This window comes from Paenibacillus maysiensis (assembly GCF_000520815.1).
Lineage (GTDB): Bacteria > Bacillota > Bacilli > Paenibacillales > Paenibacillaceae > Paenibacillus > Paenibacillus maysiensis.
This window is the reverse complement of sequence record NZ_ASRY01000184.1, coordinates 22,823-47,007: the sequence shown is the minus strand read 5'-3', so window position 1 is coordinate 47,007 and position 24,185 is coordinate 22,823. Positions and strand designations below refer to the sequence as shown.

At 43.8% G+C, this 24,185-nt stretch carries 26 protein-coding genes, 1 tRNA gene and 2 pseudogenes; 18 read left to right on the top strand and 11 right to left on the bottom strand.

Features of this window, described 5'->3' with window-relative positions; all coding sequences use genetic code 11:
• Positions 1-40 precede the first annotated feature (40 nt).
• Together L696_RS0112200 and L696_RS0112195 are read right to left on the bottom strand one after the other, a co-directional pair.
• Positions 41-1,447, bottom strand: coding sequence for an alanine/glycine:cation symporter family protein (locus tag L696_RS0112200; protein WP_025683878.1), 1,407 nt, complete (start codon positions 1,445-1,447; stop codon positions 41-43).
• A gap of 170 nt (positions 1,448-1,617) precedes the next feature.
• On the bottom strand, positions 1,618-2,196 hold the full coding sequence (locus L696_RS0112195; RefSeq protein ID WP_025683877.1) for a TetR/AcrR family transcriptional regulator: 579 nt from the start codon (positions 2,194-2,196) through the stop codon (positions 1,618-1,620).
• A gap of 213 nt (positions 2,197-2,409) precedes the next feature.
• Between L696_RS0112195 and L696_RS0112190 the strand changes: the two genes are divergently transcribed.
• Together L696_RS0112190 and L696_RS0112185 are read left to right on the top strand one after the other, a co-directional pair.
• On the top strand, positions 2,410-3,150 hold the full coding sequence (locus L696_RS0112190; protein ID WP_025683876.1) for an ABC transporter ATP-binding protein: 741 nt from the start codon (positions 2,410-2,412) through the stop codon (positions 3,148-3,150).
• Positions 3,147-3,911: an ABC transporter permease gene (locus tag L696_RS0112185; RefSeq protein WP_025683875.1), complete on the top strand. Its 765-nt coding sequence runs from the start codon at positions 3,147-3,149 to the stop codon at positions 3,909-3,911. Before L696_RS0112190 ends, L696_RS0112185 begins: the two co-directional genes overlap by 4 nt.
• 566 nt (positions 3,912-4,477) lie before the next feature.
• Here L696_RS0112185 and L696_RS0112175 read toward each other — a convergent pair.
• Together L696_RS0112175 and L696_RS0112170 are read right to left on the bottom strand one after the other, a co-directional pair.
• Positions 4,478-4,735 (bottom strand): SunI/YnzG family protein, encoded by a 258-nt coding sequence (locus L696_RS0112175; RefSeq protein WP_025683874.1) that lies wholly within the window; start codon positions 4,733-4,735, stop codon positions 4,478-4,480.
• Positions 4,736-4,788: 53 nt separating this feature from the next.
• Complete coding sequence (locus tag L696_RS0112170; protein WP_025683873.1) at positions 4,789-5,109, bottom strand: hypothetical protein; 321 nt, start codon at positions 5,107-5,109, stop codon at positions 4,789-4,791.
• A gap of 240 nt (positions 5,110-5,349) precedes the next feature.
• Between L696_RS0112170 and L696_RS0112165 the strand changes: the two genes are divergently transcribed.
• Positions 5,350-6,531 (top strand): serine hydrolase domain-containing protein, encoded by a 1,182-nt coding sequence (locus L696_RS0112165; protein ID WP_025683872.1) that lies wholly within the window; start codon positions 5,350-5,352, stop codon positions 6,529-6,531.
• Here L696_RS0112165 and L696_RS0112160 read toward each other — a convergent pair.
• Both L696_RS0112160 and L696_RS0112155 read right to left on the bottom strand, forming a co-directional pair.
• Entirely contained in the window at positions 6,517-6,960 is a 444-nt protein-coding gene (locus tag L696_RS0112160; protein ID WP_025683871.1) for an Lrp/AsnC family transcriptional regulator, read from the bottom strand. The genes L696_RS0112165 and L696_RS0112160 overlap by 15 nt on opposite strands.
• 320 nt (positions 6,961-7,280) lie before the next feature.
• Positions 7,281-8,222 (bottom strand): AraC family transcriptional regulator, encoded by a 942-nt coding sequence (locus L696_RS0112155; RefSeq protein WP_025683870.1) that lies wholly within the window; start codon positions 8,220-8,222, stop codon positions 7,281-7,283.
• Positions 8,223-8,403: 181 nt separating this feature from the next.
• Here L696_RS0112155 and L696_RS0112150 point away from each other — a divergent pair, with 181 nt between their 5' ends.
• From L696_RS0112150 to L696_RS0112135, 4 genes and pseudogenes are all read left to right on the top strand, one after another.
• The gene (locus L696_RS0112150) at positions 8,404-10,605 is read left to right on the top strand and encodes a glycoside hydrolase family 52 protein (protein ID WP_025683869.1); all 2,202 of its coding nucleotides are present in this window, start codon (positions 8,404-8,406) and stop codon (positions 10,603-10,605) included.
• 35 nt (positions 10,606-10,640) lie between these two features.
• On the top strand, positions 10,641-10,895 hold the full coding sequence (locus L696_RS0112145; RefSeq protein WP_025683868.1) for an alpha-glucuronidase family glycosyl hydrolase: 255 nt from the start codon (positions 10,641-10,643) through the stop codon (positions 10,893-10,895).
• 137 nt (positions 10,896-11,032) lie between these two features.
• Positions 11,033-11,432: pseudogene (locus tag L696_RS0112140) on the top strand (transposase); the annotation flags it as partial.
• 319 nt (positions 11,433-11,751) lie between these two features.
• Entirely contained in the window at positions 11,752-12,675 is a 924-nt protein-coding gene (locus L696_RS0112135; protein ID WP_025683867.1) for a S8 family peptidase, read from the top strand.
• A 413-nt stretch (positions 12,676-13,088) separates the two neighbouring features.
• On the opposite strand, the gene L696_RS30420 is transcribed toward L696_RS0112135, so the two are convergent.
• Positions 13,089-13,235 (bottom strand): hypothetical protein, encoded by a 147-nt coding sequence (locus tag L696_RS30420; protein ID WP_155985383.1) that lies wholly within the window; start codon positions 13,233-13,235, stop codon positions 13,089-13,091.
• Positions 13,236-13,612: 377 nt separating this feature from the next.
• Between L696_RS30420 and L696_RS0112125 the strand changes: the two genes are divergently transcribed.
• The 6 genes from L696_RS0112125 to L696_RS0112105 all read left to right on the top strand — a co-directional run bounded on the left by L696_RS0112125 (position 13,613) and on the right by L696_RS0112105 (position 17,509).
• Positions 13,613-13,792: a hypothetical protein gene (locus L696_RS0112125; RefSeq protein WP_155985382.1), complete on the top strand. Its 180-nt coding sequence runs from the start codon at positions 13,613-13,615 to the stop codon at positions 13,790-13,792.
• 69 nt (positions 13,793-13,861) lie between these two features.
• Complete coding sequence (locus tag L696_RS0112120) at positions 13,862-14,584, top strand: phospholipase A2 family protein (protein ID WP_025683865.1); 723 nt, start codon at positions 13,862-13,864, stop codon at positions 14,582-14,584.
• 625 nt (positions 14,585-15,209) lie between these two features.
• The gene (locus L696_RS30415) at positions 15,210-15,365 is read left to right on the top strand and encodes a hypothetical protein (RefSeq protein ID WP_155985381.1); all 156 of its coding nucleotides are present in this window, start codon (positions 15,210-15,212) and stop codon (positions 15,363-15,365) included.
• A 287-nt stretch (positions 15,366-15,652) separates the two neighbouring features.
• Entirely contained in the window at positions 15,653-16,159 is a 507-nt protein-coding gene (locus L696_RS0112115) for a sigma-70 family RNA polymerase sigma factor (protein ID WP_025683864.1), read from the top strand.
• Positions 16,146-17,222: an anti-sigma factor gene (locus L696_RS0112110; RefSeq protein WP_025683863.1), complete on the top strand. Its 1,077-nt coding sequence runs from the start codon at positions 16,146-16,148 to the stop codon at positions 17,220-17,222. Before L696_RS0112115 ends, L696_RS0112110 begins: the two co-directional genes overlap by 14 nt.
• Entirely contained in the window at positions 17,204-17,509 is a 306-nt protein-coding gene (locus L696_RS0112105; protein ID WP_025683862.1) for a hypothetical protein, read from the top strand. The genes L696_RS0112110 and L696_RS0112105 overlap by 19 nt, the downstream gene beginning before the upstream one ends.
• A 174-nt stretch (positions 17,510-17,683) precedes the next feature.
• On the opposite strand, the gene L696_RS0112100 is transcribed toward L696_RS0112105, so the two are convergent.
• The 3 genes from L696_RS0112100 to L696_RS0112090 form a co-directional block, all read right to left on the bottom strand.
• A complete protein-coding gene (locus L696_RS0112100; RefSeq protein ID WP_025683861.1) occupies positions 17,684-17,929 on the bottom strand; it encodes a helix-turn-helix domain-containing protein in 246 nt (81 codons plus the stop codon).
• A gap of 195 nt (positions 17,930-18,124) precedes the next feature.
• On the bottom strand, positions 18,125-18,673 hold the full coding sequence (locus tag L696_RS0112095; RefSeq protein ID WP_025683860.1) for a sigma-70 family RNA polymerase sigma factor: 549 nt from the start codon (positions 18,671-18,673) through the stop codon (positions 18,125-18,127).
• 607 nt (positions 18,674-19,280) lie between these two features.
• The gene (locus L696_RS0112090) at positions 19,281-19,508 is read right to left on the bottom strand and encodes a hypothetical protein (protein WP_025683859.1); all 228 of its coding nucleotides are present in this window, start codon (positions 19,506-19,508) and stop codon (positions 19,281-19,283) included.
• Positions 19,509-19,646: 138 nt separating this feature from the next.
• Between L696_RS0112090 and L696_RS0112085 the strand changes: the two genes are divergently transcribed.
• From L696_RS0112085 to L696_RS0112065, 5 genes and pseudogenes are all read left to right on the top strand, one after another.
• Positions 19,647-19,718 (top strand) — tRNA-Cys (locus tag L696_RS0112085).
• Positions 19,719-19,750: 32 nt separating this feature from the next.
• The gene (locus tag L696_RS32730) at positions 19,751-19,984 is read left to right on the top strand and encodes a glutaredoxin family protein (RefSeq protein ID WP_025683858.1); all 234 of its coding nucleotides are present in this window, start codon (positions 19,751-19,753) and stop codon (positions 19,982-19,984) included.
• Between the two features lie 31 nt (positions 19,985-20,015).
• The gene (locus L696_RS0112075) at positions 20,016-20,228 is read left to right on the top strand and encodes a hypothetical protein (RefSeq protein WP_025683857.1); all 213 of its coding nucleotides are present in this window, start codon (positions 20,016-20,018) and stop codon (positions 20,226-20,228) included.
• A gap of 113 nt (positions 20,229-20,341) precedes the next feature.
• Positions 20,342-20,470 (top strand): annotated as a pseudogene (locus L696_RS32370) (hypothetical protein); the annotation flags it as partial.
• Positions 20,471-20,777: 307 nt separating this feature from the next.
• Entirely contained in the window at positions 20,778-23,873 is a 3,096-nt protein-coding gene (locus L696_RS0112065) for a family 14 glycosylhydrolase (RefSeq protein ID WP_025683856.1), read from the top strand.
• A gap of 167 nt (positions 23,874-24,040) precedes the next feature.
• On the opposite strand, the gene L696_RS31940 is transcribed toward L696_RS0112065, so the two are convergent.
• Positions 24,041-24,154 (bottom strand): putative holin-like toxin, encoded by a 114-nt coding sequence (locus L696_RS31940; protein WP_010347020.1) that lies wholly within the window; start codon positions 24,152-24,154, stop codon positions 24,041-24,043.
• Between the last annotated feature and the right edge of the window lie 31 nt (positions 24,155-24,185).

Here is a 24,185-nt window from a genome sequence, read left to right as displayed (position 1 = left end):
CAATCAGATCGGTGCGCCGAGCTTGTACTCAGGTGTTGTCTTAAAGCTTGGCTTCCCGCTCCCAGCACTCCACTTGCTCCAGCCCCGGAATGCTATCTTTATAGAAAACAGGGTCGTGACCCGCCTTTTTCTGCTGTGAATAATCCTTTAAAGCTGCGAAAGCCACTCGGGATAAAAGAGCAATGGCAATCAGGTTGACGACAACCATCATACCCATAAATAAATCAGCCAAATCCCACACCAGTTGCACTTTAGCCACCGCTCCGAAAATCACCATGCCAATTACAGCAGCGCGATACAGCCATACCCAGATTTTCTTGGATTTCATAAACTCGATGTTCGTTTCACCGTAATAGTAGTTACCGATCAATGTGCTGAAAGCGAACAGGAATACCATGATGGCAAGAAAACCGGACGCCCACGGGCCGATGTGCACACTAAGAGCCGCCTGGGTCAGCTCAATACCACTAAGTCCCGGCTTCGTATACGCACCGGATAACAAAATAATCATTGCCGTGCTCGTACAAATAATAAGCGTATCCGTCAGCACCCCGAATGCCTGAATCAAGCCTTGCTTGACCGGATGGCTGGTGTCTGCGGTAGCAGCCGCATTCGGTGCGCTCCCCATTCCTGCTTCATTGGAAAATAAACCACGCTTGATGCCATGCATCAAAGCTGCCCCGATGGAGCCTCCCGCAACCTGCTCGAAACCGAATGCACTACGTACAATCAGGGACAACACCTGCGGCAATTGCTGAATATTAATGATCACAATAAACAGCGCAATTCCGATATACAGCACCGCCAGTACGATGACGATATATTCGGACATTTTGGCAATCCGCTTGATCCCCCCAAAAATGATGACCGCAAACACAGCCGCCATCAGCAGACCCACGACCAGCCGACTCGTGCCGAAGGCATTTTCAAAAGCCAGCGTAATCGTATTGGACTGCACCGCGTTAAAGACCAGACCAAAGCTCAGTGTAATCAGTATCGCAAAAACGATACCCATCCACCGCTTTTTCAATCCGATCTCCATGTAATACGCCGGCCCGCCACGGAATCCGTCTTTGTCCTTCACTTTATATACCTGTGCTAATGTACTTTCGACGAAGCTCGAGGCCGAGCCGATGATCGCAATGATCCACATCCAGAACACCGCACCCGGACCGCCCAGCGCAATGGCAAGAGCAATCCCTGTAATGTTACCCGTACCCACGCGCGCCGCCATGCTGATACAAAATGCTTGAAAAGGCGAAATGCTGTCTCGGGAGCCGCGTTTTGATTCTTTGAGGACCCGGAACATGTCTCCGATCATTCGTACTTGCAGACCCTTAGTGCGGAACGTAAAAAATAGTCCCAACGCGATCAGCATGACAATCAACAACTTGGACCAGAAAAAGTCGTTAATTACACCGATCACATCCTGTAAAATCTGTTGCATCCACAATCCCCCTAATATCCTTTGAATCATTTCTGTAAAACCGGTTCCACATCCGGCTGTTAAGCAGTATTTTTCGAGTATATCAATTTTTTGCTGCACAGAACAGATAATTATACATTTTACTGAATAGAAACCATTACCAGGAAAGGGAACCGTGTTCGTTTCTCATGTTATCCCCGTTTCTGCTGCACATGTAGCCCTGCCAAAAAAGTATTCAGCATGACTTCAATACTCCGATCCACTTCCACGGGTAAACCAAAACCGCCATTTTGTTCGAGCGAGGCAAAACCGTGAAGCAGACTGCGGAATCCCCTCGCCGCATGAACACAATCCTCTTCCCTAAATCCGTAGCCGCTGGACAGAACAGAAATAACAAGCCCCGCTACGCGATCCGCAGCACGCCTCATTTCGGGATCATTTCGATCTGTTGCATACAGCATCGCTTCATACAAACCGGGTCGCTCGCGGGCATATCGCATATAGGCTTTCCCCATAGCGGTCATTGCATCGTCACCCGCTCTGCCAACCGCCGCACTCATCAAAGCTTCCTCCAACTGTCGCAGGCTGTGCAGAGCCAGCACTTGGCGCAGTCCGTTCAACCCGTCCACATGGTTATACAAAGACGGGGGGCGAATGTGCAGCTTCTGCGCCAGCGTGGTGAGCGTGACATCGCCCATCCCCCGTTCATTGGCAATGTCCTCGGCAGCCTGTAAAATATCTTGCAGCTTCACTCCGTTTCTGGGTGACATCAGCATTTCTCCTTTAATCGAATTTCTATGTAAAGTATTTACGTAGAAATATACATAATAAATCTCATTTCTATTTTAACTAATTATGTTAGTTTATTCAAAGAAGTTATGGTTTGCAAGCATATCGGCATTTACTGATATAATGAACGAAACAAGATCATAGAGCGGGCCTGACCACTTTTTCGATCCCATGCAAAGGAGATAGCTATATCTATGGAGTCCAAGTCACTTCCAGCCATTGAATTTAAAGACGTCACCAAATATTTTACCGGGTCTGAACGGCAACGTGCTGTCCTGAATGGAATTACGGCAAAAGTCTCTCCCGGCAAAATAACCACGCTGGTCGGCCCGTCCGGGTCTGGCAAAAGCACACTGCTTTCACTGTGTAATCTTCTACTGACGCCGGATGAAGGGGAAATCAGCGTATTCGGCAAGCCCCTTTCCGAATGGGAAATCCCTGAGCTGAGACGAAAGGTCGCACTGGTTTTTCAGGATGCCCCCATGCTGCAAGGAACCGTTCTGTACAATCTCCAGACTGTAGAACGATTGCACGGCACGATACTGCATGATCCACCCGGCCTGTTAGAGCGTGTAGGGCTTACCCGCGATCTACTGGAGCAAAAGGCGCAGGAGCTATCCGGAGGTCAAAGACAGCGCTTGGCCTTGGCGCGAACGCTCGCGAACCGCCCGGATATTTTACTGCTGGATGAGATTACTTCTGCACTGGACCCGGCCTCGGTCAAAGAGGTAGAGGAACTGTTGCTTCAAATGAATAAAGAAGAGGGAACGACGATGATCTGGATTACGCATCATATGGAACAAGCACGCAGAGTAGGCCATGAAACATGGCTGATGATCGACGGAAAGCTCGTGGAGCAAGCGGATACCGAGACTTTTTTCCATGCACCACAGCACAATGAAACCCGCAAGTTTATAGCAGGAGAATGGGTATGACGATTGTCGCCCTGATTCTGTCCCTCGGTTTTGTGTTCATCGCCATCGTCATGTCCAAATCCTTCAAGCTCGGTCTGGATCGGGATATCATTATCGCCACGATCAGAGCATCGGTTCAGTTGCTGGCCATCGGATATGTGCTGCATTTGATTTTCGGGATGCAGAGCTACGGATTTATCGTATTATTCATACTGCTCATGATCACTGTAGCCTCTCAAAATGTTGCGCGCAAAGGACGATTTATCCCCGGCCTGATGTGGAAGTCGTTCCTGACGCTGCTGTGTGTGGAAATCGTTACACAGGCATTTCTGATTGGCCTGCACATCATTCCGGCGACAGCCCGATATATGATTACGATTAGCGGCATGATCATTGGTAGCTCCATGATTTTGTCCAGCCTGCTGGTGTCCCGGCTCAAGTCGGAGGTGCTGCTGCGCAAGCCTGAAATTATGCTCATTCTGGCACTGGGCGGCACGCCGAGACAAGCTATTTTCCCGATACTCAAGGATTGCATACGCTCCAGTATGATTCCAACCATTGAGGGACAGAAAACGCTGGGGCTGGTCCAGCTTCCCGGCATGATGACCGGGCAGATCATCGCAGGTGCCAATCCGATTGCCGCTGTCCGATTGCAGTTGCTGATCGTATTTACCACCATGACCTCTGCAATTTTGACCAGCGTACTGCTCAGCCTATTTATTTATCCAGCATTATTTACCCGCCAGCAGCAGCTGCGCACAGAAGCATGGGAGCGCGGATAAAGGCGAAGGCTAATAGATACTCGAACACGCTTTACTAAAATTCGATGAGGAGTGATTGAACATGGCTAACAACAACCAAAATGACAAACTGAGTCACGAAGAAGCAGGGCGTTTAGGTAGCGAAGCCCGTGCCCGTCAGCGTAGAGATAACTGACGATAAGGAATATATCGTTCGTGTAATTTAGCGTATATATAGTGAAGTTTATTTTACAAAAGCCTATCTGCCTGAATATCGAGATAGGCTTTTGTGTAAAAGAATACTGTAATAACCAGATCATCATGGTTGTTAACTTGCGTTGTATTATTTTTCACGACTACAGCAACTAAAGGTTATGTTAACTGTAAATATTACGGGGTACGACGATTATAATATACTATTAGCTATCATTAGCCCGTTAGTTTGGATGTATGAATCATTTCAATTTGTGCGAAAAGCAGACATCCCCATAGCAGTCGTTTACTTTACTACACTAGTTTTCTGGCTTTTTATTGGATACGTTTTGGATCGTTTGGTTAAGCAATTAAAACTCGCTAAAAATAAATGCTGTATTTTTATGGACAGCTAATTAAAGATAGGACTGTATTTTTTCAAGAATATTCTGACCATTTGTAGTGAACAAAATATATGTCTTTGAATTTGTTTTAATTACAACTCTATCCGTTGTAGCATAAGGGGTACCAATTCTTATTGCACTTTTCTCTTGCCCTGCATAAGTATTATCAAACAAAACATCCTCAATATCCCCAAGAGATACTTCTATCCGAGATAACTGCCAAGTAATAACTAAGTTATTACTTTCCTTTTTTATACCGATTCCCAACATGCCGTTTCCTCCTAAATTTTTTCGCCAAAGTCTGTACCGTCACCATCATATCTCTAACCATTGAAATTATCTTCTAAATTACCGTCTACCTTATCAGGCTCGTACTCGACTGTTTTATAGTCAGGTGATGAAGGAATCATATTGACCACAACATTCCTCATTTGTAGCTTGTACTTTCCTTCTTCAAAAGCAAGAATATGCTTGATGGGAGGTAACTCCATATCCTCATACTTCGTTATCGACGAAACAACAATTTTGGAAGGGTCAGCATCATCCACAGACACGATACGATAATCATCAGACAGTGAAAGCATCTTATCGTAATCGCGACTCATAGAAGCGTTCATATATTCTGAAAATGTCGATTTTACCATCTACTTTCAGCTTATCACAAGGGCGGCGTGTATCTCAGCTTAAAAAGTTACTGTAAAACGCAGCATAAGTTCTTGTAAAATCCCGTTCATTTAAATCCAAAGCCATCCTTCTAAAATAATTTTATTTTAACGTGAATACTCAATGAATACCTTTGTTACCTTATGTAATGTCGTCTTCCCATCCTGTAAACTAAGTCCATCAAGCGATAACCGCTGGATCATAGAGAGGATGAGATATTCATGGGTATGGAAAATAGAGTTTTTGCGATACAAGATGGTCTGGACGGACGTGTGAATGCAGTCATAGATCAAACCCTTGCCGAGAAGCGTCTGGTCGGCGCAGTCGTTATGATATATATCGATGGTTCACCTGTGTATGTGCGAGCGGCCGGGCTGGCTGATCGAGAAGAACATCGTCCTATGCGCGAGGATGCTTTATTTCGGCTCTCCTCTGTATCCAAGCCGATTGTATCTACAGCGGCCTTGGTTTTGGCTGCCCAAGGGTTGATTGGACTCGATGAACCTATCGAACGGTGGTTGCCGGATTTTCGGCCCCGACTGATCAGCGGCGAGCAGCCACCCATTACGGTACGCCAATTGCTCACACATACTGCCGGGTTGACCTATGGCTTTTTGGAGGAAGAAGGGGGCGGCCCTTATCATCGTGCGGGCGTTTCGGATGGCATGGATTTTTCAAATCTTACGCTTGACGAAAACTTGCACCGTCTGGCTTCCGCACCTCTGTTGTACACACCGGGTAAGGCGTGGGGCTATTCGATAGCGACCGATGTGCTTGGTGCAATCATTGGCCGCGTATGCGGCACAACCCTTGAGCAGGCTGTTAAAAAGCTCGTTACAGACCCCCTCGGTATGCAAGACACTAGCTTCACGGTTGCTGATCCCGAACGACTTGCCGCCGCTTATGTCAACGATACTCTGGAACCCCGCCGGATGCGTGAACTTGAGGTTGCGCAGGTTTTTGAAGGCACAGCGGGGCTTCGTTTTCAGCCTGCACGAGCCTTTGATCCCACAGCCTTCCACTCTGGCGGCTCTGGTATGATCGGGAGCGCAAAGGAATTCATGGGGCTACTTGAAACCCTACGAAACGGCGGTCATCCGTTACTACCGAAGGAATGGGTTCGTGAGATGGGTACCATTCAAACTGGGGACCTTACCTTGGCAGGCTGGCCGGGACGGGGCTTCGGGCTGGGATTCACCGTACTCCAAAATCCTGACGAAGGCGAAACAGCAGAATCCCCCGGAACGTGGCGTCTCGGAGGAGCTTACGGTCATTCGTGGTTCGTTGATCCCGCGCAAAGACTCAGCGTTGTCGCCTTTACCAATACGGCGTTCGAAGGCATGTCAGGTCCGTTTACAACCGAGCTTTGCCAAGCCATTTACGGCAGCTCAAATAGGGTCTAATAAAGCGGGAGTTACATGTTTATGCTCTACAGGCGAGGACAGGACGATTAACGTGGTAGAGTGACCGTGCTTTCCGCACTCATCCCCGAATTGCTCCAGCTTAAGCATGGATTCGGCCATAACCTTAAGTAGATAATTTTGCTCGCCGCTAATTCGATGGCACTCAATGACTTCAGGCGCAGATTGACAGAACTCAACAAATGAGTTGCATTGATTCGTGTGCACAAGCACATGTGCCATGATCGGCTTTCCGACTTTCTCATGTGAAACCATGGCACGATATCCAGTGATAATGCCTTTATCCTCCATGCGCCTTACTCTTTCCGTGACAGCGGGCTGGGAAAGTCCAACCTCCTTGCCCAGCTCGGTCATAGAGATGCGTGCCTGGCTTTGTAGACATAACAAAATTTTATGATCCACTTGGTCCATAGGTAATCCACTCCTTAAATACAAGGCTATATTGCATATATGCTTTATTTTTTATCATCTATTCAGACAATGACTTTGAATTATATCCAACAATCGAATATTACCATGTAAAACTGTGACGGTAAAGAGAACTGCTTTAGAGAAGGACTTGATACCCTATAGCCAAAGAAAACCGGCTAACACGATGCATACGTGTTAGACCGGTTTTTGTTTAGAAAATAGGTTTCCTACCTGTTGATTGCGTGTGGCTTGGATTAGATCAGCGTATAGCCACCTTTTAAAGGGATTATATCGTAACCATTTCATGATCACACATATTTTTATTCGGATGGGCTTTCCTGCACAGTGCTTTTACGGTAGGATGTCGGCGACTGACCGGACCAGCGCTTGAACTGCCTGCTAAAATGCGCAATGTTTCCGTAGCCAAGCATATCGGCAATTTGCTGCACCGTCCATTGCGGATCTGCCAACAGCAACTTGGCTTCGTGCAGGACAAGACCAGACAGATACACACGGGGAGATACACCAAAAACACTACGAAATACACGATTACAATGGGACACGCTAATACCCAACTCGGATGAAATACCCTCAATCCCATCATGCTTTTCCACAGAGTCGATTTGTCCAAAATGCTGATTCACCCTGCCTTGAAGTCGGCTGGCAATCTGATGGGCAAGCTCAGCCTGCACGTATCCGCGCCCCGGCAGATGCGCCGCTTCGCTGGATACCGCCTCCCATAACGTAGCGAACAGCTCGAACACGGCAGATTGAATCCGCATACGCTTGGCCACCGAATCCCCTGCTTGTTCTGCATTGGGTGTGGAAAGTTCGAGCGGCTTATCCAGCGCGGGTCCAATCTGCCTCGCCACCGCACCTTCGGCTGGAAACAACACCTGCTCCAGTCGGCTCAGTAACGAGAGGAACAGCTTGTCATCAATGTCGAAATGCATGCAAAAATACGTAAAGCCCTCCCCGCTGCTGTGGCTGGAGTGAACAATTCCCGGTCGCAGCAGCACCAGATCACCTTGTCGTTGTGTATAGCTGCGGCCATCCACCACCATCACCTGTTCTCCTGCAAGCACGATATTAATTTCATATTGAGGATGCGTATGTGGCGGATAGCTCCATTCCCTTCCGACTCTTCGCGTATGGATGGCAAACAGATTGACCGTCGTTCGCACATCGGGAAAAAAGAATTCCTCTTCAGTAGCCGCAAGGTCTATAGGCTCTGGGCGGTTCGGTAAACGTGGTGACGACATGCTTCCCCTCCTGACGTTGATGGTTTTACTCCAGTATATCGTTTTAAGCGCGATTTGGATAAATGATGGAGCGATTTGACAATGGTTCCCTAAACCTTAGCATGCTAGGCTCTATATGAGGATGCTGCAAAATACTTTTGTATCTGAAAGTCACTCTCTATATTGAAAGGGGTTTCATTATATGCCGAAAAATATATTTTATAACACGCAACACTCACCTATCGGTGCCTTTTCCAGCTTTACGCTCGGGTTCAAGGGTAATCGGGGTGGACTCGGCTTGGAGCTAGGCAAGCCCGCGGATGAAAATGTATATATCGGGCTGCAATCCAGAGACGGCGAGGTCTATGAGGCGCTCCCCTTTTTTGCAGCCGCACAGGACGAAAGCGCCCGATACGATGTGGAGAAAAAGGATAAACGAACGGAGCCACAGCTTGTTCCCTTTGCCGATCAAAACATTACCCGTGAGCTAAAAGCTGGCACAGATATATGGAGCGCTGGAGATTTGACGTTCCGGCTGTATTCTCCTGTCCGTCCGGTTCCAGAACCGGGGAAAGCGGGTATAGATGAGCTGCGGTCAGCGTTGGTTCCGGCGGTATTTGCCGAGCTGATGGTCGATAACACGCAGGGAACGGCTGCACGGAAAGCTTTTTTCGGCTATCAGGGCAGTGATCCGTACAGCAGTATGCGCATTGTAGGCGAGGACCCGCGCGGGGAAGCTGTGGGGTTGAATGTTGGAACGTTGGGAAAAATCACGGGCATCGGGCAAGGGCGCAGCACTGCAATTGTGACTAACAGCAGTGAAGCGGTACCTGCCTGCGGATTTACACTGGAGAAGCTGCTCGGGGAGTCGATTGCCGAGAACTTATCCTTCGGTCTAGGTGGGACGGCTGCGCTCCTGATGGACGTTCCCGCAGGCGAGAAGCGCACGTATGCCTTTGCGGTCTGTTTTTACCGGGGCGGCATCGTCACTACAGGTATCGACACAGCGTATTACTACACCCGGCTGTTCACGGATATTGAAGACGTGGCAGGTTATGCTTTGGAGCATTTTACAGCCCTGAAGGCATCCTGTATCCAGGCGAATCACTGGATCGAGTCGGCAGACTTGAGCAAGGATCAGGAATTTATGCTCTCACAGGCGATCCACAGCTACTACGGCAGTACCCAATTACTCAGTCAGCAAGCGGATGGAGAACCCATCTGGATCGTCAATGAAGGCGAATATCGGATGATGAATACGCTCGATTTAACGGCAGATCAGCTTTACTTTGAGTTGATTTTGAACCCGTGGACGGTACGCAACGAACTGGAGTGGTTTGTAAAACGGTACAGCTACCGCGATGAGGTACGATTCCCGACAGAGGAACAGACCTATCCGGGCGGCATCACGTTTACGCATGATATGGGCGTAGCTAATGTATTTTCCCGTCCGGGGTACTCCGCGTATGAGCTGGCAGGGATTGACGACTGCTTCTCCTACATGAGCCACGAGGAGCTGGTAAACTGGCTATGCTGCGCCACGGTATATATCCAACAGACACAGGATCGAGCGTTTACGACACGTATGCTGCCCGTTTTGCGTGAATGCTTCGCCAGCATGTTACAACGGGATCACCCTGATCCGTCGCGCCGAAACGGCTTAATGGGCTTGGACAGCACCAGAACTCAGGGGGGCGCGGAAATTACAACCTACGATAGTCTGGACGTTTCCTTGGGGCAGTCCCGCAACAACATCTATTTGGGCAGCAAATGCTGGGCGGTATATATTGCGCTGGAGAAGCTTTTTGCCTCGGAAGGACTCGATACCCTTTCACGGGAAGCTGGCTCCCAGGCGGACAAATGCGCAGCAGCGATCACGGCACAGATGACAGATAAGGGCTATATTCCTGCTGTCATTCAGGAGGGCAATGATTCACAGATTGTCCCTGCCATCGAGGGGCTGATCTTCCCCTACTTTACAGGATGTGAGAAGGCACTTAAGCTCGATGGGCGATTTGGCGGGTATATGCAAGCGTTGCGACGTCATTTGGAAACCGTACTGGTACCAGGTGTCTGCCTGTTCGATAACGGGGGTTGGAAGCTGTCCTCCACCAGTAACAACTCCTGGCTGAGTAAAATCTACCTGTCGCAGTTCATTGCCCGTGAGCTGCTGGAGCTGCCTTGGGAGGAAGCTGGGCAGGCTGCGGATGCTGCCCACGTCTCATGGCTCCTTCACCCTGAAGAATCCTATTGGTGCTGGAGCGACCAAATGCTCTCCGGTATTGCCCACGGCAGCAAATATTACCCGCGCGGAGTCACCGCTATTTTGTGGCTATATGAAGGCAAGGGCAACCGTCTGACACTCCCTCAGCATATGAGTCAGGACCAGGAGCAGCATGCCTGAGACTAATCTTCACCTGCCTAAAAGGAGGCTGGAATATGAGCAAGCGTAGGGATATGCCAAAAGAGAGCGGCTATGACGCTTGGCTGCATTATCGCCGCAATAGTAAGGTGGAAAAGCTGCCCGCTTGGTGCAAGGCCATCGTGGTTCATAAGACAGATGAAGTGCTTCAGACGGCTGCGAGTGAGCTTCAGCACGGATTAACCTCCATGATCGGACAGCAGCCGAAGATCAGTGCCGTTCCTGTGAATGCTCCATTCATTGCGCTGGGTACGTTCCAAAAGCATCCATGAGTCGCAGAACGATTTAGCGCAGAGGAACAGGCAGAAGTGAGCGCAGAAGGCTACCGAATTCGCAGGATAGAGATGCCAGATCCGGCATATTCAGCTTCGCACGGTAGGTGAATGAGATGATTCAAAAACAAGAATCTATGACTCTTTAAGCTCTTATTTGTAACTTTATAACTTGGTAGTGCCGAAAGACAATATGTTACGACAAATCAACGAACTGGTTGACTTCTCTTTTGTTTATGAAGAACTGAAAGAGCGGTACTGTCTGAACAACGGCCGAAATGCGATCGACCCGATTCGAATGTTCAAGTACTTACTTTTGAAGGCGATTTTTGAACTGTCCGACATGGACATCGTCGAACGTTCGAAGTAGACATCTCGTTTAAATACTTTCTTGATATGGCACCTGAAGATCCAGTGATTGACGCCAGCTCGTTAACCAAGTTTCGGACGCTGCGACTGAAAGACTTGAATTTACTTGACATGCTCGTGGGCAAAACCGTTGAAATTGCATTGGAAAAGGGCATTATTAAAAGCAAACAGTGAACTCAAACACAGACACGGGTATGATGTAGCGTCATCTTCGGGTCTTATTGGCATGCAGTTACAAGGTGCAATGGCGATCTTTACTGTAAACCTGAAGAGAATATTGAAGCTGATGTTTCATGCATTTAACTACTCCGTCAAACTACGAGTTTTTCAGTGACCTCGAATTCATCAGGAGTCATCTTTTTTAGTATCCATTGAGCATTATCCTAGCAGTTGCCATTACGGGACATCGACTATTTGACTTCGAGTTGTATTTTTTAATATCACTGACACTTTCTTAATTAACAAAAGAGAATGGATGTGAGATAGAGTGAAAATACAATCGATAGGATTACCAAACTATAACATCAAAACTGCTACAAACAAAGAAAACAAGGGTTTAGAAATAATTCATGCTGAACAGATTTGGAAGCGAAATATTTTTGGATCTAATGTTGTCATTGCTGTATTGGATACCGGGATAGATATGAAGCATGAAGATCTACAAAACAACATCATTGGTGGAAGAAATTTCACTTCAAACTATGACAATGATCCGCATAACTATCAGGATGGCAATGGACATGGGACTCATGTTGCAGGAATTATTGCAGCTAACAATAAAAAAGTTAACATTGGAGTTGCCCCACGAGCCAGCATTCTCATTTTAAAAACGTTAACCAATGACGGAGATGGAGATATTAATAATTTAATTGAGGCTATTTACTACGCAATATTATGGAGAGGGCCCAACGGAGAAAGAGTTAACATTATGACAATGTCTTTGGGTACCAAAAAAGACAATCCTCTTCTGCATGATGCTATCCGCTATGCAGTGGGACATGGCTTGTCTATAGTCGTTGCTTCCGGAAATGATGGAAATGGGGAGAGTGATCGGGAATATAGATATCCCGGTGCTTACAATGAAGTGATAGAAGTTGGGTCTATCGGAGCAACAAAATTAATTTCAAAATTTTCCAACAAAAACGAACAACTTGACATTGTCGCTCCGGGTGAAGACATATATTCCACATTCCTTAATAATAAATATGCTTCTTTTAGTGGTACATCTATGGCAGTCCCTTTCGTTGCTGGTGCATTAGCATTGATCATCGAAGAAGGCAGAATCCTATTCAAAAGGGATCTTACTGAACCAGAAATTTATGCTCAATTAATTAAAAGCAGTTCGCTGCTCTTTGGAAATCCAGCTATAGAAGGAAACGGAATGCTGAATTTGTTAAAGAGCTTTGGATAAATTGATCTAAAATTAAAAACTTATCGCCTGAAAGAAAAAACGACTCATGACCTGATTAGTGTGAAATATAGCTATAATTACATTCATACAAGAGAATCAGTTCATGAGTTGCTCTCAATTACACGATTTTTTAAAAATCTCTAGGCATGTTTTAAGTTCAAGTTATACACTCCGGACGTAAGACGTTAGAACACTTCCGCGTTTGATTTACTATTGAAATAGTGGCTTCCAAGAAAAAGCGTCATTACTTGTTAGGAACTCCCTCCCTCAAGCAGTAGAACTCCAAGTAAAACTTATATATTCCTCTCTCGTTTTGAAATGCTCCAAATACACGAGTTCCTTTTTTTAAATGCTGTGAAACGTTCAATGCAGACATTTGTCATAACAATTCCTTTTTCGGCTCATGCTGCCTTTCATGCCATGCCGTATTCCACAAGCTTTTTCTGGTTTTCCTGAGCTGCATACTGACTGCCGCGATCCGAATGGCGCAGAACTTCACTGGCAGGACGGTGAGCCTGGTAAGCACGCTCTAATGCTAAAAGGACCGGTTCCTTTGTCATTCTGGACCCCATTTGGAAGCCCACAATCTGCTGGATTTCATACCCAGCTGCTTAGCTCACTTTGAGAGGATCAGTTCTGCAGCTAGGCATAGTAACCACTTCGGGAGACATCGAACCATGCGAACATCTTTGCAACCGGGCACTGGAAGCGGTATTGATGCATGCAAAGATTAGTTCCAGTATTTCAGAATATGGGCATTTCATGTATGCAGCTTTAATAAAGGGAGAAGGAAAACGATAAATAACAATGTTTTGAAATTCATCTCAAAAAAACCGAATTCCATTTGTCTTAAAATAATAAATATTGGGTTGTTATATCTAGTACATAACTCACTTTTATAGTTGTAACAAATTAAATCGAAAGGAGAAATTAAATTATGAATGAAAAGAAAACTACTCAAACAAATGCTTCCCAGCAAGAGCAAGTGCAGATTCAAGCGGAAATTGGCTGTTACCAACTGCCTAAATGCTGTGGCTTCGGACCTGACTGCCCAGCAACATATCGCGGCATATTTAAGAACAATCCGGTCTTTTATTCATGTGGCTGTTCATCTTAATGATTAGCTTTTGATAAGATTTGTGCGTTATCCGCTTTATATTTCAAATTTAGAGGAGTGTATATAGTTATGATGAATATAATTAATGGTCGACCTATGACAATAATCGAAACAACCGATTTTTTATCAAAGCTTACAAATAGCCCTGATTATAAGAAAATTTCAAAATTAATTGATACAGAGTATTCGAAATTTTCTCTTGAAAACCTAAAAATCAAAGCTACTTTTGTGAGTGACTTATATACAACAAACAAAAAATTAAATGTAGGGAAAATGATTTATTTCATTAGTGAAGATAAGAAACTTGTATTTCATGCCTTTGGTTATAATGAAATTGATAGTACAGAAGTTACTTACTCCCTTGGTGTAGATATTTTAGAGGGGAACGAATTGAAACAGTTAGATGTGAAAAAAGGGAGCACTCACGTCACTAATTCACCTTATGATGGAGTTGATCTAGACGTAGATGTGGAAACTCCACCTTTTCATGACGAGACATACACCCCCGGAGAAACTAACAGTAAAATTACTACTGCTTGGGATCCTACGGAGTTTTGTGCTCCTGGTGGTTATCAGCATTGTGGTAAAAACTGTGGATACAACATGGCTAGAGGTGGGGGCGCCCCCATTAACGAATTAGATGAATGTTGCGTAGCACATGATCGTTGCTGGGAAAATTTTGGTGAAGGTAACTGCGAATGCGATGGGATTCTCGAGAACTGCGCTCGCAGATATAGAACTAAATATTATATTATAGCTAATGCCATTATCATTTATTTCGATGGATGCTAATAGATAATACTTAAGAATACTTAAGAATGTTTAAATATCTTCACTTCTTAAAATAGTACTATCCCTTTCAAGTAGACACTCAAAAAAACCTTATGTCACATGAGGAAAGAGTAAACTTGAAGGGGATATTTCTATATGACGGATTGTAATTATGAAGTGCGACACCTACTGGAATAAATGGCCCATGGCCTGACGCTCTAGCGCTGGCTGTATGCTGGTGTGTTGACGAGTATCTCCTTAGATGCTAGGGCACAGAGGCACACGGAAACAACCGACAGAGAAACGTGAGAAGTTTGTTCCTGGGAACCTTTCGTACTGGGAACTGGATAAGGTAATACCCAGTCGTGGGAAAAGTAAAAACTGCTTAGCTACCTTCATCAAACTGAAGATGCGTCTGTAAACCGCGATAAAAGTGCCAGATCTCATAGGCCTTGTCCATGGAGATTACCTTTGGCGTAGTCGCTTTCTAGTACTCTTCCGGAACGTTTCAAAGCGTTACGGCTACTTACCCCTCGGGGAAAAGGAGTTTGCCTGTTACGCGAGCCTCGAAGCGATCCACCACCTCAGTTCTATTTCAGACCCTTACTCTTCATGGCAACAAGTATCTACAGAGAACGCAAACGGTTTGTTTCAAGAGATTTTCCCTAAAGGCAGTGACTTTACTCAAATTACAGATGAAGAACTGGAGCATGTTCTTCCTCATCAACCACCGCCCCGACAATGTCTGGACTGGAAAATCACTCACGAACGATTTACAGAGGAACTGTTGCACTTGGGTTGACAATCCGTCATTTAATCATTGTTATCTTTCTTCACTCTTACCGTTTAAGGAATTCAAATTGAGCTATTTCGATTGTGCTATGATGAAGGAGTTAATGAATCGAGATTCATCTGCACGAATGTATTTTGGTAACTATATTTCACATGATCAGACCATAAGCTGAATATTTATTTCTTTGGAACCGTTACAATAATCGGTATGTAATAAATTTAAAGTTCATCAGTAAATTATTATTTACTGCAACTTTTTCCTGTCTTCATTCGTGGTTGTAGTGAAAGGAGGAAAGAATGAACCTAGAAACTCTTTACTCCAGCTACTTTAACGACTTGTATAGATACCTGCTTTCCCTCTCCTGTAATCATTTCGTTGCAGAGGAACTAGTCCAAGAAACTTTCTTTAGAGCCTTTTTACATCTTGAGGATAATGAAATTGGAAATATTAAGGCTTGGTTGTTTAAAGTTGGATACCATGCGTTTATTGATTTCACACGACGAAAAAACAAAAAAAATGCGCTTATTGAAGAAATTAAGGGACTAGAATTATTTGATAACAATACGCCGGAAAATCAGTTCATAGAGCGTGATCAATTAAGCCAGTTAATACAATCAATTCATACTCTACCCGAAAAAGAATCCCAAGCCATCCTTTTATGTGATTTACATCAACTCAAAATGCACGAAGCAGCTGAAGTGCTGGGGTTAAATCTTAATACTTTAAAAAGTCATATTTATCGTGGGAGGAAAAAGTTAAAAACGATTCTTGAAAAGAGGGGCATACTACATGAAGAAGGATAACGATAACGAACAATTTCTCGATAAAAAAAGTATTAATAGTAATTTAACACCTAAAGAAGATCAAGAGGTGACTCATGATGAATACAATAAGTTGTTTAAAAAAGCTAATTTAGATCTCGGGACCACTTTACACTTTGAAGAAAAAGGTTCAAAAGGCATTATAAAATTAGCAAAATACCAAGCAAAGGTAAGTACAATCCTCATTGTTCTAACCATTTTACTTTTAATTGTACCTGTTCTAACACTTTGTTCCTATTTATATTACGGAACAGGGAACCGAGCTAACGACTTACTAGACACCACTAAGAATTTAATTTACGTAACTGAACCTAACACAATGTTAGAAGAAGGATTCGATACTAGAATTGGTTTTTTTTCTATGGACGCGAATTTTAACACTTTAAAACGTGTTGGGAAGCAAAGTCTTAATTCTGAGGCAATCAAAGTGCAATACACAATGAAACAATTTTCTGCTGTGGAACGGCAATCTAAAACAAGCATACCTGTATCTGAGTCAAATAAGAATCATTTCATTTTCCCGAGTAACAACCTGAATTTTGATAAAAGTAAGGAGTGGGAGGTTTTAAACGGCTTGCCTTCTGGGTCTGTCGCCGAATTGTACATTTCTTTCGATGATTTGTATTCTCCCCAAGAAGTGGAACACAAGCTCCCCAAAAGTATTGATACTCTGTGGCTTGCAGTAAACTCAGGAGTGGAAAACTCACAAAATAGTGAACAAATAATTCCTTTGGGGTACCCTACGCATTCTGATACCAATTTATTTTCTCCGTTTTTCGGAGCTAAGGTTGCTAAACAAGGAATTCAACCTATATTTCTTAAAATTGTCGAACAGTTGGCTCAGCAACAAAAGCTAATATCAACTTTTCCAAACTACCAGAATACATCTTTCTCTAAACGTTTGGATTATATAAAGAAAAATGGAATACTCACCTATGGAGCCGTCGTTACAGGGCCATCTGAAGAACTAAAAAAACTTAAAAGTAATAAAATGGTGCGCACAATAAAAGTTGGGGAGGTAGAATTATGGAATTGGCATTCATAAAAAATAAAAAGGGAACCCTTTTACACCCCATAACAGGAATGATATCTTTCTTGTGCGGTATTTTTTCATTAGTTGAATTGAATATTAACTATTTATTTCTCTCATCTTTTTTTCTTCCTCAAGCACTATATAGCATACCAATACTAGGAATTTTTTCAGGAATTGTAGCACTATTTACAAGGCGATCTAAAATGTATGCATGGTGGGGGATTGGACTGAATATTTTTGTACTCCTCTTCTCTTTCGTGATACTAATACTCGCTTGGTCAATTAATCCTAAACCATGATAAAACTGCGGTAAATGATTCACTAACTTACATCACGCTATTTACTAACTCAATTCGCATTCAAACAAAACTAAATAACCAGTCGCCGATAGATTTCAGGCGACTGGTCGCTTAAATTGCAATATGTTTTGATATCCCACTCTCACAAGACAGTCCCGGCTTACAGCGCCAGATTTAATTATCTGTCTCTTCATTCTTTTTATCTACAAATTCCCAAAAACCCGGCACTGATCTTAAATCATATCTATAGATTGCCTCGATTAATTTTAAGCTTACTTCTTGTCTTAAGTCATTACGATCTTGAGGCTTTGTCTGTGTAAGAGATTTTTGAATTTTGGGATTGAATTTATCAATAATAGCTGCTATTGCTCGTGCGTCTCTTTGTTGTGCTTTCTTAATTAGATTCATAAAAGAGTTCACTGCTTCTCTCCCTTTCATATAACGAGTTGCTCGCTCTATTTTTCCCGAGAGTATTGAGGATTGATGCCATTGAACATAACAGATTGGACTGACACTGTTCTTTTATAAGATTGCAGTGTTCTACTTTGAGCGATCTCCCCCTATTTCGCGAATATATTAGGGAACTTTTTGATTGCAGCAATATAATAATCCATTTTACGCCAAAAAATCTCTGAGTTTTTTTAATGCCCTAGTTCTTGTTTTTGAAACGGCCTGCTGTGATACGTTATTATTTTTAGCAATTTCAGTATCCGAACAATTCATAACATATGAAGCGCTCAAAATACTTTTTTCTTTTTCCGTTAATAAACTTATCGCTTTATGTAGCTTTGAACTCGTTACCACATCTTCTATTTTAACTGTTCGCTTATCCTTCAAGAATTCATATTGTGTACATACATCCTTAAAAAGATTGTGTGAATCCTCTTCCGGTAATAACACGTTTCTTTTTCGGATTCTTCTTTGTTTCTTGTCAAAATCTATCGAAGCATAATGTATCAAGGATGATATATAGGTTGTAAAACGTAGTTCTAAAAAGAATTGTTTGAATTTTTCATCTAGTTCCTTATTATTAGCATCAGATGGCGACATAATACTTTCCTTGAATAAAGCATAGTGCTCTGGGTCATTCAAAAACTCATTTATAATTTTTTTTCTTGAAAGAATGCTAACAATTTCAGTAAAATTTAGTATATAAGGATTCATAATTTCCCTCCTAAATAAACAGTATGTTTAATCAAAGTGATACAACTTGGCGAAATCACAACCATAAATGTCTAAAAGGATGCTTTCTTAAAAAAAATTGTAAAAAAACCTTGTGAAAAGGCTTTAATATAGCTGGTGATATTACAATTTAGGTAGTTTCATGAGAAACGAATGAGCTTCAAGAGTTTTTTTGTGAAAAAACCAGGAAATAGGTATAAAAGTATTTAGAGGATTAAAGAAGGTATTGGCCAAAGTGTATCTGTAAGATTTTGAATAAAACGTTTATGAAGCGTTAGCTCTTTGACAAAATAAAAAAAGCCGCTTCCGAAGAGGAAGCGCCACACTTATGAGTTTCGCTATATTATTATATAAGTTGAACCTACAAGTACTACTACTCAGTTAGATCATGCTCCCTTTTCCCCACCCTTTCTAAAACCGCTTGATTAAGGCCCGTAATCAGGGGCAGAATGCTCTGTGGTAATGCCTTCAAAGCGGCCTCTTCGCTTGTACAACACTATTGTGCCCCATCCGTTTAATCTAAATTTTAAGAGTTCAACTCATATAATTGTAATTTACATGTTTGTTTACTTGACAAAGGAAAGAAGCACTAATCCGTACAATGTTCAGGATTAAAGTTACAACCACAAATTGTGACACCTACTTTATCGTAGCAAGCGGATTCAATTTTTTTAAGATGATAAGCATATTTCTCACATATCTCCTGATAAAATAAAATATCACTAGGATTTTCAGTTTCTTCGATTTTCTTACTTAGTTTCAATAGTTCAATTTTAAAATTATGATGTCTTGATCTCCAAGCGTGCAATTCTTCCAACAGGATCGCCTCCAAAATATTTTATATTTAATAAAGTGAGGCAGTGGACTGATAGAACAACCTAAAAAATAGAAGCTATTTAAGGGTTGTACTTTTTAAAACTACTATCACTTTACTTTTCAAACACCAATTAAGTTTGGGGGTATAGCCAAGAGGCTAAGGCAAAGGTCTGCAAAACCTTCATCCCCGGTTCAAGTCCGGGTACCCCCTTTCTAATTTAATTTGATGGGAGAGAAAGGTAAATGTTAAATGAGGTACTTATCTACACAAAGTCAAATTGTATCTTTTGCCAAAAAATCAAGGAGTGGATGGGGGAAAACAAGATCAATTTTACTGACATTGATATTACCAATATAAATGATCTCAAGTTACTTCGTGAAATTAAAGGCGTACCCTACACAATCATAAAGAGATCGGGCAAAGAAACAGTTATCTGCGGATTCAATCCAAACAAGCTTAGGGAGACGCTTCTATAATTTTAAAATCTCTTCTGAAGGGAAGATATCTATGAGTGTAGAGGCATTGATTTCATTAATTACAAATGTTGGATTTCCCGTTTCGCTGTGTTTTATTCTTCTTTGGTACATTTTGAAGACTCTAGGAGAAAAATTAGATAAGTTAGACAACTCAATGAATCAGCTTAATACTACAATTAAAAAGATTAGCCTATTAAGAAACTCTAAAAATGAATTTGACTCAAAAAAAAATCCACTTATGTGATAACAGCATCCTAATGGAAAATCATACAGACACCTTTCAAGTAAGCTATTTCTATGAGAAATGTCTGTCAATTATATTTAATTTCACATAATATATATTCCTCGTTAGGAGGGATGTATGCACAGGTGCTAAAGCGGCTGGAACATCAGGCTGAGCACGCCAAGGAATGGCGGGATCGGATCAATACGTATTTTTACCGCAAAAGTGGTATTGCAAACCAGAAGAATCGCCCTATTTATTAAACAAGCTGCCTCGGCAATACTTTCATACAGACTGGAACAAGGCTTTTATACACTTAGGTTCACTTTCTCCTATACTGGCATTGGCTATCTGCATATTACTAAAAGGCATGCGTCTTACTCAGACCTATGCCTTATTTTTTTGCCTGGACTCTTTTAAGCACACGGTTGCTAACGAAAAATGTCATATTTCTCTCCTTCAAGAGTGCAATAAATTCTTCTTTTTGGGCAACCGATTGCTTTATAATTATTTTATAAACGTTTACAGAATGTTGTCGAAATAGACTATGCTTTGGGGAGGATGATCGGTTTGACCTTGTATCGAAGTCTATGGAACAAAGGGTGCCTGATTCTGCTAAGCCTTGTGCTGTCTCTGACCGCCTTCATTGGCTCACCCTCCAATACGGCGAGCGCCGCGGTTGCTGATGATTTTCAGGCTTCCGTCATGGGGCCGCTGGCGAAAATCAGTGACTGGGGCGCATTCAAAAAGCAACTGCAAACGCTGAAAAGTAACGGTGTGTATGCCATTACCACCGACGTATGGTGGGGCTATGTCGAGAACGCAGGAGATAACCAGTTCGATTGGAGCTACTACAAAACCTATGCAGATGCTGTGAAAGAAGTGGGACTGAAGTGGGTTCCCATCATTTCTACACACAAGTGCGGCGGAAATGTGGGTGATGACTGCAACATCCCGCTTCCAAGCTGGCTGGGGAGCAAGGGCAGTGCAGATGAAATGCAATTCAAGGATGAAGGCGGCTATGTGAATAACGAGGCCCTTTCACCGCTATGGAGCGGGACTGGTAAACAATATGACGAGCTGTATGCGTCATTTGCTGAAACCTTTGCTGGCTACAAAAGCATCATTCCCAAAATTTATTTAAGCGGTGGGCCTTCTGGAGAATTGCGATATCCTTCATACTATCCGGCAGCGGGATGGAGCTATCCTGCACGAGGCAAATTCCAAGCCTACACCGAAACAGCCAAAAATGCGTTCCGCACGGCCATGAATGGAAAGTATGGATCGTTGGACAAGATTAATGCGGCTTGGGGGACCAAGCTAAGCAGCCTTAACCAAATTAATCCGCCGAGCGACGGGGATGGATTTTATACGAACGGCGGGTATAATTCCGCGTATGGGAAGGATTTCCTGTCGTGGTACCAAAGCGTGCTTGAAAACCATCTGGGCGTCATCGGAGCTGCTGCCCACAAAAACTTCGATTTCGTGTTCGGTGTTCGTATCGGAGCCAAGATTTCCGGTCTGCACTGGCAAATGAACAATCCTGCAATGCCTCACAGCACAGAGCATACAGGTGGATATTATGATTACAACCGTCTCATTCAGAAGTTCAAGGACGCTGATCTGGATTTGACCTTTACTGCACTGGAGATGAACGACAGTGGCACAGCACCGAATTATTCCTTGCCGTCCACACTGGTAGATACCGTCTCCTCGATCGCTAACGCCAAGGGTGTTCGCCTGAATGGTGAAAACGCGCTCCCAACGGGAGGTAGTGGCTTCCAGAAAATTGAAGAAAAAATCACGAAGTTCGGCTACCACGGCTTTACACTATTGCGCCTTAATAATCTCGTTAACAGTGATGGCTCATCCACCGGAGATATGGATGGATTCAAACAGTATATCGTAAGCAAGGCTAAGCCCAGCGATAACGGAGGCGGTACAGGCAACAAAGTAACCGTATACTACAAAAAGGGCTTCAACTCACCTTACATTCACTACCGCCCGGCTGGCGGAAATTGGACTGCTGTACCTGGTGTGAAAATGCAGGATGCCGAGATTAGCGGCTATGCCAAAATTACCGTCGATATCGGCTCCGCCTCCCAATTGGAAGCCGCCTTTAATGATGGTAATAACAACTGGGATAGCAACAACACCAAAAATTACTTCTTCAAAACAGGAACTTCTACTTACACACCCAGCTCTAACGGAGCCGCAGGAACTGTCCAAACGGGGTCGCCTTCGGGCGGCTCTACTCCCACTGATCCGGGTAATCCCTCCAATCCAACTCCCCTTAGCACAGACTGGAGCAAACAGAGCATTTATTTTATCATGACAGACCGATTTAGCAACGGAGATACATCCAACGATAATTACGGTGGCTTCAATTCCAACAACAGCGACCAGCGCAAATGGTATGGTGGCGATTTTCAAGGTATTATCAACCGGCTCGATTACATTCAAAATATGGGTTTCACCGCCATCTGGATTACTCCGGTAACGATGCAAAAGAGCGAATTCGCTTATCACGGCTATCATACGTATGATTTTTATGCGGTAGACGGGCATCTCGGTACAATGGACAAGTTCAAGGAGCTGGTCCGTAAAGCACACGACAAAAATATGGCTGTTATGCTGGACGTAGTTCCCAATCACACCGGCGATTTTCAACCAGGGAACGGCTTCGCCAAGGCTCCTTTTGACAAAGCGGACTGGTATCATCACAATGGCGACATCACAGGGGCAGACTACAGCTCCAACAACCAATCGAAAATCGAAAATGGTGACGTTGCCGGATTGGACGACCTGAATCAGGACAACCCAGATACAGCGAATGAACTCAAAAACTGGATCAAATGGCTGCTGAACGAGTCGGGCATCGACGGACTGCGAGTGGACACCGCCAAGCATGTACCGAAAGGCTTTTTGAGGGACTTTGACCAAGCAGCCAATACCTTCACCCTCGGTGAAATTTACAGTGGCGATCCTGCTTATGTGGGCGATTACACCCGGTATCTCGATGCCGCACTGGATTTTCCGATGTATTATACAATCAAGGATGTGTTCGGACACGATCAATCTATGAGGAAAATCAAGGAACGCTATACGGATGATCATCACTATCGCGATGCTCATACCAATGGCGTATTTATCGACAATCATGATGTGAAACGTTTCCTTAATGACGCCTCCGGCAAGCTGGGTGCTAACTATGACAAATGGCCTCAGCTCAAGGCAGCCTTGGGCTTTACTTTGACCTCACGCGGTATTCCAATCATCTATCAAGGCACCGAGCAAGGCTTTAGTGGCGGAGATGATCCCGCCAACCGGGAAAACGTCGTTTTCAACGCCAATCATGAGCTGTACCAGTACATTGCCAAGTTAAACCGTGTGCGCAACAGCCACCCCGCCCTGCAAAACGGCAGCCAAAAGGAAAAATGGGCGGACGACTCCTTTTACAGCTTCCAGCGCTCTAAAAATGGCGACGAGGCCATCGTACTCATCAACAACTCGTGGAACAGTCAAACCCGCACGATTGGCAACTTTGACAACCTGTCCAACGGCACCCGTCTAACCAACCAGTTAAGCAACGACTCCATTCAGATCAACAACGGTTCGATCACCGTGACTCTCGCTCCAAAGGAAGTTAAAGTTTTCACCAAATGAGTTACATCGATTATTCAATTGTGCTAAAATAAATGATAGAAGGATATACTAAAAAAGAGCAAGGATGCTGGTAACATCCCTACTCTTGGCAACAGCCGCTTTGAAGAGCGGTCGGCTGATAAGGGCTAGCTATTAGAAATAGGCCGTATTCCCCTCACCAGGGCGGTCTATTTCTTTTTGTTTTGGTTCAACGCAATAACAATCGTAACGATTAATCCGATCAACGCTACTAATAGCGTGCCGAACATCATCATTAATGTCAGAGCATCCTTAACCTCCACAGGCATCACCTCCCTTCCGGGAGACTTAGCC

Excerpts from the sequence above, each read along its gene's own strand:
- L696_RS0112075 (WP_025683857.1), top strand. The coding sequence starts at position 20,016 with ATGAGTGTAGAGGCATTGATTTCATTAATTACAAATGTTGGATTTCCC.
- L696_RS0112150 (WP_025683869.1), top strand. The coding sequence starts at position 8,404 with ATGCCGAAAAATATATTTTATAACACGCAACACTCACCTATCGGTGCC.
- L696_RS0112160 (WP_025683871.1), bottom strand. The coding sequence starts at position 6,960 with ATGGACCAAGTGGATCATAAAATTTTGTTATGTCTACAAAGCCAGGCA.
- L696_RS0112095 (WP_025683860.1), bottom strand. The coding sequence starts at position 18,673 with ATGAATCCTTATATACTAAATTTTACTGAAATTGTTAGCATTCTTTCA.
- L696_RS0112190 (WP_025683876.1), top strand. The coding sequence starts at position 2,410 with ATGGAGTCCAAGTCACTTCCAGCCATTGAATTTAAAGACGTCACCAAA.
- L696_RS0112185 (WP_025683875.1), top strand. The coding sequence starts at position 3,147 with ATGACGATTGTCGCCCTGATTCTGTCCCTCGGTTTTGTGTTCATCGCC.
- L696_RS0112115 (WP_025683864.1), top strand. The coding sequence starts at position 15,653 with ATGAACCTAGAAACTCTTTACTCCAGCTACTTTAACGACTTGTATAGA.
- L696_RS0112170 (WP_025683873.1), bottom strand. The coding sequence starts at position 5,109 with ATGGTAAAATCGACATTTTCAGAATATATGAACGCTTCTATGAGTCGC.
- L696_RS0112110 (WP_025683863.1), top strand. The coding sequence starts at position 16,146 with ATGAAGAAGGATAACGATAACGAACAATTTCTCGATAAAAAAAGTATT.
- L696_RS0112125 (WP_155985382.1), top strand. The coding sequence starts at position 13,613 with ATGAATGAAAAGAAAACTACTCAAACAAATGCTTCCCAGCAAGAGCAA.
- L696_RS0112195 (WP_025683877.1), bottom strand. The coding sequence starts at position 2,196 with ATGTCACCCAGAAACGGAGTGAAGCTGCAAGATATTTTACAGGCTGCC.
- L696_RS0112175 (WP_025683874.1), bottom strand. The coding sequence starts at position 4,735 with ATGTTGGGAATCGGTATAAAAAAGGAAAGTAATAACTTAGTTATTACT.
- L696_RS0112105 (WP_025683862.1), top strand. The coding sequence starts at position 17,204 with ATGGAATTGGCATTCATAAAAAATAAAAAGGGAACCCTTTTACACCCC.
- L696_RS0112200 (WP_025683878.1), bottom strand. The coding sequence starts at position 1,447 with ATGCAACAGATTTTACAGGATGTGATCGGTGTAATTAACGACTTTTTC.
- L696_RS0112120 (WP_025683865.1), top strand. The coding sequence starts at position 13,862 with ATGATGAATATAATTAATGGTCGACCTATGACAATAATCGAAACAACC.
- L696_RS0112145 (WP_025683868.1), top strand. The coding sequence starts at position 10,641 with ATGAGCAAGCGTAGGGATATGCCAAAAGAGAGCGGCTATGACGCTTGG.
- L696_RS32730 (WP_025683858.1), top strand. The coding sequence starts at position 19,751 with ATGTTAAATGAGGTACTTATCTACACAAAGTCAAATTGTATCTTTTGC.
- L696_RS30420 (WP_155985383.1), bottom strand. The coding sequence starts at position 13,235 with ATGACAAAGGAACCGGTCCTTTTAGCATTAGAGCGTGCTTACCAGGCT.
- L696_RS0112155 (WP_025683870.1), bottom strand. The coding sequence starts at position 8,222 with ATGTCGTCACCACGTTTACCGAACCGCCCAGAGCCTATAGACCTTGCG.
- L696_RS0112165 (WP_025683872.1), top strand. The coding sequence starts at position 5,350 with ATGGGTATGGAAAATAGAGTTTTTGCGATACAAGATGGTCTGGACGGA.